This window comes from Streptomyces sp. B1866, from assembly GCF_031932565.1.
Classification (GTDB): Bacteria; Actinomycetota; Actinomycetes; order Streptomycetales; family Streptomycetaceae; genus Streptomyces.
In genome coordinates, this window is record NZ_JAVSCF010000310.1 from 1 (window position 1) to 6,848 (window position 6,848).

The following is a 6,848-nucleotide window of genomic DNA, read 5'->3' on the forward strand; positions in this document are numbered from 1 at the left end:
CTCGCCACGATTGGCGATCAGGACCTTGCGCACGATGGCTCCCTCCTAGAAACAAGCCGAGTTTAGGTACTGGCGACACCACACGCCGAGAAGACCCCAGACGTGAGGTTGGCCACAGGGACGCGAACTCTGCCTCCGGGCAGAGAGCCAAACCCCCCGTTGGTCCACGGTACGCCCGGTTTTCGGCGCCGCGCGGCGGTTCTCGATGTGGTCAAGGTCTCGGTGTCCCTGAGGTGCTGGGGCGTCGGGGCCGTTTGTGGAGACCCTACGAACGGGCTCGGCGAACTTTGCCGCGACATTCCCTTCGGGCGTGGCCGGGAACAGCCCCTTGTCCCCGGCCTTACCCGTTAGTAACGTTTGGGTCGCTGAGCCGGTCCGCATACATAGGCCGTACGCCAGGCCGCGTGGACGGTCGCGGAAGAGGTGAGCGGGGTGGGGCGCAGACCGATAGCCGTGGTGACGGCTGCGGTGCTCATGCTGGAGGCGGTCGGCATCGCGCTGCTCAACTGGGTTCTCGGTCTCGCCGTGGACCGCCAGCGGATGTCGGTCGGCGGTCTGCACACCCACACGATGACCCTCGTCGCCTGGATCGCGGGGGCGGTGTTCGGCCTCTATCTGCTCGGGTGCGGCCTCGTGCTGCTGCGGTGCGCCCTGCGCGACCGCGCGCCGCACGGCTTCTCCCGCGTCGTGCTCGTCACCTGCGCCGTCGTGCACTGCCTGCTGGGCGCCTTCGCGGTGGGCCTGGCCGGGTGGCCGGCGTTCGCGCTGCTGATGGCGGTGCTCGCGCTGATCGTGCTCAACCTGGTGACGTACGAGGGGGAGGGGCGCGCCGAGGCGAGCGGAACCGCCGAGACCGGCGGCGCGCCGGGCGAGGACCCGACCCCGGCGTAGGGCGCCACGGGCTCCGCCCGGCCGGGGCCCGCGCCTGGCCCGCGGGCCCGCGGGGCGGCGGCCCTCAGGCCCACAGCGCGGTGATGGCCGTGTCCGCCACCTCGCGCAGCAGCCGCCGCAGCAGCGGGAGGGACAGCCCGATGACGTTGCCCGGGTCGCCGTCGACGCCGTCGATGAAGGGCGCCGAGCGGCCGTCGAGCGTGAAGGCCCCCGCCACGCGCAGCGGTTCGCCGCTGGCGACGTAGGCGGCGATCTCGGCCTCGGTGGGCCGCCCGAAGCGGACCGTGGTGGCGGCGGTCGCGGCGGCGCGGCGGCCGGTCGCGGTGTCCACCAGGCAGTGGCCGGTGCGCAGCACGCCGGAGCGGCCGCGCATGGCCTTCCAGCGGGTCAGGGCCTCCTCGGCGTCCGCGGGCTTGCCGTACGCCTGGCCGTCGAGTTCGAGCACCGAGTCGCAGCCGAGGACCAGGGCCCCGGCCGCCGCGGGCAGCGCGGCCACCGCGTCGGCCTTCGCCTCGGCCAGCAGCCGGGCGAGGTCGGCGGGCGAGTCGGCGCTGAGGGCGGTCTCGTCCACGCCGCTGACGATCACCGTGGGCGCGAGGCCCGCCTGCCGGAGCAGGCCGAGCCGGGCGGGGGAGGCGGAGGCGAGGACGAGGGTGCGCTGCTGGTCGGTCATGCGGGCCAGCCTAGACAGCGCCCGGGGACCGCCCGCGGGGTGCCTTCCCGCGCGGTGCGCGCGCTTAGGCCCGTACCGCCGCGGCGTACGGGCCCGCGGGGCGCCCGTACGAGGCCCGGCGAGGCACACCGGCCACCGGCCGCGACCGGGCGGCGGCTCAGGGCCGCAGCCCCAGCAGGCACAGCACGACCGGCACGGCCAGTGCCAGCACGGCGCCCGCGCGCCGCAGCATGGCCTGCGCGCGGTACAGCTCCTCGGGCGGCTCGTCGGGGGGGTCGGACCACAGCATGCTGCCGATGGTGCGCCGTACGCGCCGGTGGCGCCTGAGTACGCGTACTCAGACGCCACCGTCCACCGGGACCAGACCGCCTGCCGGCTCTGCGGGCGGGTCCCCAGGGGCCGGCCGGGCTCAGGCGGGCCAGTAGGTGGTGCGCCACGCCGTCGGGCCCGGCTGCGGGGCCCGGAGGCTGGGGATGGTGCGGGCCGGGTCGGACCACTCGGCCTGGTGGTCCTCGCCGCCGTCGGCGGCGGCGGCCGCCACGGCCCGCGCCCGGACCACCGCCAGGGCGGCGGCCAGCTCCTCGGGGGTGGGGTTGCCTCGTACGACTCTGATCATGGAAACACCCTTTCTTCGTCCTAGAGCGGGATGTTGCCGTGCTTCTTCGGAGGCAGGGACTCGCGCTTGTTGCGCAGCGTCCGCAGTCCCCGGATGACGTGGCGGCGGGTGTCGGACGGCCGGATGACCGCGTCGACGTAACCGCGCTCGGCCGCCACGTACGGGTTGAGGAGCGTGTCCTCGTAGTCGGTCATGAGCTGGGCGCGCAGCGCCTCGGGGTCCTCGGCGTCGGCGAGGGCGCGCCGGTGCAGGATGTTGACCGCGCCCTGGGCGCCCATGACCGCGATCTGGGCGGTGGGCCAGGCGAGGTTCAGGTCCGCGCCGAGGTGCTTGGAGCCCATGACGTCGTACGCGCCGCCGAACGCCTTGCGGGTGATGACGGTGATCAGCGGGACGGTCGCCTCCGCGTACGCGTAGATCAGCTTGGCGCCGCGCCGGATGATGCCGTTGTGCTCCTGGCCGACACCGGGCAGGAAGCCGGGCACGTCCACGAAGGTCAGGACGGGCAGGTTGAAGGCGTCGCAGGTGCGTACGAAGCGGGCGGCCTTCTCGGAGGCGTCGATGTCCAGGCAGCCGGCGAACTGCATCGGCTGGTTGGCGACGACGCCGACCGGGTAGCCCTCGACGCGGCCGAAGCCGGTGATGATGTTGGGCGCGAACAGCGGCTGCGTCTCCAGGAACTCGCCGTCGTCCAGCACGTGCTCGATGGCCTTGTGCATGTCGTACGGCTGGTTCGCCGAGTCCGGGATGAGGACGTCCAGCTCCCGGTCCTCGTCGGTGACCTCCAGGTCCGCCTCCTCGGGGAAGGCGGGCGGCTCGGAGAGGTTGTTCGACGGCAGGTAGGACAGCAGCGCCTTGACGTACTCGATGGCGTCCTTCTCGTCGCCGGCCATGTAGTGGGCCACGCCGGAGGAGGTGTTGTGGGTGCGGGCGCCGCCCAGCTCCTCGAAGCCGACGTCCTCGCCGGTGACGGTCTTGATCACGTCGGGGCCGGTGATGAACATGTGCGAGGTCTGGTCGGCCATGACCGTGAAGTCGGTGATGGCCGGCGAGTAGACCGCGCCGCCCGCGCAGGGGCCGACGATCAGGCTGATCTGCGGGATCACGCCGGAGGCGAGCACGTTGCGGCGGAAGATCTCGCCGAACAGGCCGAGGGCGACCACGCCCTCCTGGATGCGCGCGCCGCCGCCGTCGTTGATGCCGATGACCGGGCAGCCGTTCTTCAGCGCGAAGTCCATGACCTTGGCGATCTTCTCGCCGTAGACCTCGCCGAGGGAGCCGCCGAAGACGGTGAAGTCCTGCGAGTACACGCACACCGGGCGGCCGTCGACCGTGCCGTAGCCGGTGACCACGCCGTCGCCGTACGGGCGGTTCTTCTCGATCCCGAAGTTCGTGGAGCGGTGCCGGGCGAACTCGTCCAGCTCGGTGAACGAGTCCTCGTCCAGGAGGAGTTCGATGCGCTCCCGCGCGGTCAGCTTGCCCTTGGCGTGCTGCTTCTCCACCGCTCGGGCGGAGCCGGCGTTGGTGGCCTCCTCGATGCGACGCTGAAGATCCGCGAGCTTGCCCGCGGTGGTGTGGATGTCGGTCTCCGGCTCGGACATCGGTATTCGGCTCCTGGCGCTTAGGGGGCTGGGACGGCGGCTTTCCGGAATCGGGGTCGGTCGGTGTCGGGCGGTCGGGCGGTCGGGTGTCGGCGGTCGGGTGTCGGGCGGTCGGCGTCGGGCGCCCGGTCGTCGGTGCCGGGGCGGTCCGGTCGGGTAGCCGGGTCCGCCGGCCGCTGGCGGGTCGCGGGCGTCGGGCGGTCCGGCGGGCTCCGGCCGGTCCCTGGCCGGATTCCGCGCCCGCTATTAGGGGTTTCGTTACGTTATGGGGCTTTTGAGCGTTGGGCCGGGTGGGCTACCGGCTCGTAGCGTATAGGCGGGACTGCGCTGTGGCACTGCGTCGTTGGCCACACCTCCTGACCCTAGGCTGACCCGTATGACGCCATCTGACACTTCCCCCGGCACACCGGAAGGCCCGGACGACGCACGGGACCCGGCAGACCCCTCCGGTCACGCCCGTGCGTTCGGCACCCCCGGCGGTCCGGGCCGCTGGGCCGACCTGGAGCGCCCCCCGCTCAGCGCCGCCGCGCTGCGCCGCGCGCTGGTGCGCCCGGGCGGGCTGTGGAGCGAGCTGGACGTGGTGGCGGAGACCGGCTCGACAAACACCGACCTGGCCGTACGGGCCCGGGCCGGGGCGCCGGAGGGGGCGGTGCTCGTCGCCGAGCGGCAGACCGCCGGCCGCGGCCGGCTCGGCCGCACCTGGTCGGCGCCCGCCCGGTCCGGGCTGTTCTTCTCGGTGCTGCTGCGGCCCGGCGAGGGCGGGGCCAGGGTGCCGTCCGAGCGCTGGGGCTGGCTGCCGCTGCTCGTCGGCGTCGCGAGCGCGGGCGCGCTGGCCCGTACGGCCGGCGTGGACACCGCCCTGAAGTGGCCCAACGACGTGCTGGTGACCGTGGACGGCGAGGAGCGGAAGTTCGGCGGCATCCTCGCCGAGCGGGTGGACGGCGCGGTCGTCGTCGGCGTCGGCCTGAACGTCTCGCTGCGCGCCGACGAGCTGCCCGTGCCGACCGCCGGCTCCCTCGCCCTGGCCGGGTCGCCCGCCACCGACCGCGACCCGCTGCTGCGGGCCGTGCTGCGGTCGATCGAGGAGTGGTACGGGGAGTGGCGCAGGTTCGACGGCGACCCCGAGCCGTGCGGGCTGCACGCGGCGTACGCGGCCGGGTGCGCCACCCTGGGCCGCCGGGTGCGCGCGGAGCTGCCGGGCGGGGAGGAGCGGGTCGGCGAGGCGGTCGCGGTGGACGGGGACGGCCGCCTGGTGCTGGCCACCGAGGGCGGAGTGCAGGAGCCGGTGGGCGCGGGCGACATCGTGCATCTGCGGCCCGCGTCGTAGCCGGGCCGCCCGGCGGGCCGGGTGGTCGGAAGCACGCGGTGGCCGGAAGCAGGCGGGCGGCGGGGGCGGGCCGGGCCGGGGGAAGCATCGGACGGCCGGGAGCGGGTACGGCGGGGAGTGAGCGCGTACGAGCCGGGCGCGTACGGGACCGCACACGGCGCGTACGAGGGGGTACGGGACCGCCGCGCGGCGCGTGCGGCGGACGCCGAGCCCGCCGTCCGCCGCGCGCGCCGATCCGCGATCCGGACCGTCGGACGCTGGGAAGAGTGAGCTACGGCACACCTGACGTATCGTTGACCTGGCCTCGCTCTCCGGCGCGGGCCGGCCGCGCGCCGCCGCCTTCGACGGCGTACGGGCCGGGCCGTGTGGCGTACGCCGCGGTACCGCGCCGCGGTCCGGGGGAACCGAACCGGGAGGCCGGGCCGTGCATACGGCAGAGGGCACCACGGCGCCCGGCGCGCCGCGGCGCCGGACGGCGGCACCGGAGACCGCCGGCGGGCCGGCGGTGCGGCAGCAGGAACGCGGCAGGAACGGAAGGGCAGCGGTGACCGTCGAGAACACCGGCTCCGGCGCGGCGCACGACGCCGCCGAGCCGGACCCGATCGCGCTCCGGCTGGAGCAGCTGATCCTCGGTTCCGAGCGGCGCTACACCCCGTTCCAGGCCGCTCGCAGCGCCGGGGTGTCCGTCGAGCAGGCCACCCGCTTCTGGCGCGCCATGGGCTTCGCCGACATCGGCCAGGCCAAGGCGCTCACCGAGGCCGACGTGCTGGCCCTGCGCCGGCTGTCCGGCCTGGTGGAGGCCGGGCTGCTGAGCGAGCCCATGGCCATCCAGGTGGCCCGGTCCACCGGCCAGACCACCGCGCGGCTCGCCGACTGGCAGACCGACTCCTTCCTGGAGCGGCTGACCGAGCCGCAGGAGCCCGGCATGACCCGCACCGAGATCGCCTACCCGCTGGTCGAGCTGCTGCTGCCGGAGCTGGAGGAGTTCCTGGTCTACGTCTACCGGCGGCAGCTCGCGGCCGCCGCCGGGCGCGTGGTGCAGGCGGCCGACGACGCCGAGATGGTCGACCGCCGCCTCGCCGTCGGCTTCGCCGACCTGGTCAGCTTCACCCGGCTCACCCGGCGCCTGGAGGAGGAGGAACTGGGCGAGCTGGTCGAGGCGTTCGAGACCACCGCCGCCGACCTGGTCGCCGCGCACGGCGGGCGGCTGATCAAGACGCTCGGCGACGAGGTGCTGTTCTCCGCCGACGAGGCCGGGACCGCCGCCGAGATCGGGCTGCGGCTGATCGAGACCATGGCGCACGACGAGACCATGCCCGAGCTGCGCGTCGGCATGGCCTTCGGCACGGTCACCACCCGTATGGGCGACGTGTTCGGCACCACGGTCAACCTGGCCAGCCGCCTGACGTCCATAGCCCCCAAGGACGCGGTCCTGGTCGACGGCGCCTTCGCCGAGGAACTGGTGCGTACCGGGGACACGCCGGTGTCGGAGGCGGAGGCCGCGGAGGCGGCGACGGCGGCGGAGAAGGAGGGCCGGGAGCCGCCGCGGTACCGCTTCGCGCTCCAGCCGATGTACCAGCGGCCGGTCCGGGGCCTGGGCGTGGTGGAGCCCTGGCTGCTGTCGCGGCGGGGGTAGGCGGGGCCGGGCCGCGCTGGGCGCGCGGCCCGGCACGGTGGGCCCCGGCCCGGCGGAGGTCCACCGCGCGGGCCGGGCGGGCCCGGAGCGCGGGGCCCTGGCGG

Annotated in this window: 7 protein-coding genes; 3 read left to right on the top strand and 4 right to left on the bottom strand. The window is 74.7% G+C overall.

Going from position 1 to position 6,848, the window contains the following annotated elements; translation table 11 throughout:
* Positions 1-432: 432 nt before the first annotated feature.
* Positions 433-891 (top strand): hypothetical protein, encoded by a 459-nt coding sequence (locus RKE29_RS26690; RefSeq protein ID WP_312008222.1) that lies wholly within the window; start codon positions 433-435, stop codon positions 889-891.
* Positions 892-955: 64 nt separating this feature from the next.
* On the opposite strand, the gene RKE29_RS26695 is transcribed toward RKE29_RS26690, so the two are convergent.
* The 4 genes from RKE29_RS26695 to RKE29_RS26710 form a co-directional block, all read right to left on the bottom strand.
* Positions 956-1,564 (bottom strand): nucleoside triphosphate pyrophosphatase, encoded by a 609-nt coding sequence (locus RKE29_RS26695; protein WP_312008224.1) that lies wholly within the window; start codon positions 1,562-1,564, stop codon positions 956-958.
* Between the two features lie 157 nt (positions 1,565-1,721).
* A complete protein-coding gene (mmpB, locus tag RKE29_RS26700) occupies positions 1,722-1,853 on the bottom strand; it encodes a morphogenic membrane protein MmpB (RefSeq protein WP_312008225.1) in 132 nt (43 codons plus the stop codon).
* Positions 1,854-1,973: 120 nt separating this feature from the next.
* The gene (locus RKE29_RS26705) at positions 1,974-2,180 is read right to left on the bottom strand and encodes an acyl-CoA carboxylase subunit epsilon (protein WP_312008227.1); all 207 of its coding nucleotides are present in this window, start codon (positions 2,178-2,180) and stop codon (positions 1,974-1,976) included.
* 20 nt (positions 2,181-2,200) lie between these two features.
* Complete coding sequence (locus RKE29_RS26710) at positions 2,201-3,781, bottom strand: acyl-CoA carboxylase subunit beta (protein WP_312008228.1); 1,581 nt, start codon at positions 3,779-3,781, stop codon at positions 2,201-2,203.
* Between the two features lie 376 nt (positions 3,782-4,157).
* On the opposite strand from RKE29_RS26710, the gene RKE29_RS26715 reads away from it, so the two are divergent.
* Both RKE29_RS26715 and RKE29_RS26720 read left to right on the top strand, forming a co-directional pair.
* Entirely contained in the window at positions 4,158-5,108 is a 951-nt protein-coding gene (locus tag RKE29_RS26715; protein ID WP_312008229.1) for a biotin--[acetyl-CoA-carboxylase] ligase, read from the top strand.
* A gap of 544 nt (positions 5,109-5,652) precedes the next feature.
* Positions 5,653-6,744: an adenylate/guanylate cyclase domain-containing protein gene (locus RKE29_RS26720; protein ID WP_312008230.1), complete on the top strand. Its 1,092-nt coding sequence runs from the start codon at positions 5,653-5,655 to the stop codon at positions 6,742-6,744.
* The last annotated feature ends 104 nt before the right edge of the window (positions 6,745-6,848 follow it).

Coding starts and splice junctions, on each gene's coding strand:
- RKE29_RS26695 (WP_312008224.1), bottom strand. CDS start 1,564: ATGACCGACCAGCAGCGCACCCTCGTCCTCGCCTCCGCCTCCCCCGCC.
- mmpB (WP_312008225.1), bottom strand. CDS start 1,853: ATGCTGTGGTCCGACCCCCCCGACGAGCCGCCCGAGGAGCTGTACCGC.
- RKE29_RS26705 (WP_312008227.1), bottom strand. CDS start 2,180: ATGATCAGAGTCGTACGAGGCAACCCCACCCCCGAGGAGCTGGCCGCC.
- RKE29_RS26710 (WP_312008228.1), bottom strand. CDS start 3,781: ATGTCCGAGCCGGAGACCGACATCCACACCACCGCGGGCAAGCTCGCG.
- RKE29_RS26715 (WP_312008229.1), top strand. CDS start 4,158: ATGACGCCATCTGACACTTCCCCCGGCACACCGGAAGGCCCGGACGAC.